This is a genomic window from Rhizobium sp. P1_E1 (assembly GCF_056406015.1).
Genome location: NZ_JBFUAY010000449.1, coordinates 1 through 1,859 on the forward strand (window position 1 = coordinate 1; position 1,859 = coordinate 1,859).

The 1,859-nt window shown below is 53.9% G+C and carries 2 protein-coding genes; both read right to left on the reverse strand.

What is annotated here, in order from left to right; translation table 11 throughout:
* Positions 1-1,252: lipopolysaccharide biosynthesis protein (locus AC1D1Z_RS36945; RefSeq protein ID WP_477853769.1), on the reverse strand; the 1,252-nt coding region annotated here is incomplete at its 3' end.
* Positions 1,253-1,271: 19 nt separating this feature from the next.
* A partial coding sequence (locus tag AC1D1Z_RS36950; RefSeq protein WP_477853771.1) for a polysaccharide pyruvyl transferase family protein occupies positions 1,272-1,859 on the reverse strand: 588 nt, incomplete at its 5' end.

The window sequence follows — 1,859 nt, forward strand, 5'->3', positions numbered from 1 at the left end:
GCTCTATATGCTGCGAAACCTTCCAGCTGGTGATCGGCCAAAACAACAGAACTTCGATCATTATGGCGAAAACAATCGTCGTGACGCCATAAGGATAGAGAATTGCGATCGTCAGGAGTGTGAGGAGGTTTCGTGCCAGCTGGTAGTAAAACCACCAATCCATCTCTCCCTGGCTCTTGATCAAGGATGCCTGCACGTAGCCGATCCCAGCCATCAATCCTATGACGCAGTAGAACCGAACCGGCCAAACAGCCGCGATCCAATGTGCACCGAAAATTGTCGTGATCGCATCATCGGCAACGGCGGCAAGGCCAATGAATACGGGGTAGGACACCAGAGCGCAGCCAAACGTTGCCATGAGAAATGCTTCTCGCACTTTCTTCGGATCGGCTCGCAATGAAGAAAGCAAGACGTGCGTGACAGATGTTAAGCCACCGGCGATGACGTTGTTGATCATATCAAACAAACGCTTGGAAAAGTTATAGATCCCGAGCGCTGCCGGGCTCAAGAGCACCCCAATGAGCAAGTTGTCCAAGCTCATCGTCTGTAAAAACCGAGTGCCGGATGCAAAGAACCCATAGTGAAGCAGCTCGTTGAGGCTTGCTCGCTTCAGGTAAAGCCCGGGCCGCCACCCGGCGCCCCAGAAAGCGGCGCCGCATGATGCCGCTGTGGCCGCGATCTGTGCAATCGCAAGCCCCCACAAGCCGAAACCCGCGAGAACCAAAACAAGGCAAATGCAGGCAGAAGTGATCGTCGCAATCACAGTGCGGACGGCTACCAGATGAAACGACATCTTCCGATTGACAATTGCATTCGGAACGACGGCCGTGAAGTCGAAGAAAACCTTCAATCCCATGATGTAAATCAGGGGTGTGATTTGCTCATGCCCGACATAGACCGCGATTGGCGAAGCGGCGACGCACAAAGCACCATAGATCAAAAATGAAAAAGCGAGCGAAAGCAGGAATATCGTATCCAAATGGCTGCGCCTGATCTCGGCTTTTTGTATGATCGCTTCGCCAAATGCCGTCGGTCCAAAGCTGCCCGCAAATGACACGATGCTGAAGGCCAGCGCGACAAGGCCGAAATCCTGAGGCTGGAGAACGCGAGACGTCACCACAAAGACAGCGAAGGTCAGGACTGTCGGAATAAGCGTGCTCAGCGCCGACCAGAAAGCACCCGTAACGGCTGCGGCGGATCGGTTCTCACTGACATGGCTGAATAGAATATCGTCGTCTCGTAAAACCGACAAAGTGAGCTCCTACCGGGAATCAGACTATGGAGGGTTGAGGCATTAGATCGGGGGCGGGAATAGCGGGACTTGGATTCATGGGTTTGCTCGACTTGTACCAAGTTCCTCCCATCTCATACGGCAGGCGAGACATTGCTGCTAAGAGCTCACTGGCATTTGTCGCTTTCTCCACCAGAGGGCTATCGCCAGTCTGGCTACCGATGACGTCGTGTAGATTGCTTCCGTCCCTCGCTACCGCGACATGCGGCTTATTCAGCAAAAGACAGAGAATATGACCGTGTAGATGGTTGGTGATGATCCGTTGCGCGCCGGACAGGATCTTCACGCCGTAATCGACATATCGAGCCGCGACATCCTCACGATGTTGGGCGATCATCTCTGTGCGGCTAAAGCCATGCCGCAACGCCGACTTGACGACGCTCGACTTGCGCATGCGCGACAAACTATTTGGACCGTTGATCCAATTGGTAAGAGGTCCATCAACGATCGCTCGCGCTTTCGCTATATCAACCTCGTCCTCTCCAAGAGGCTGCATGACATATAATACCCTGAGAGGATCGGCTTCGAACGGTTTCAGCGTTCCCATGCCGAATGCCGTGTCCGGGCC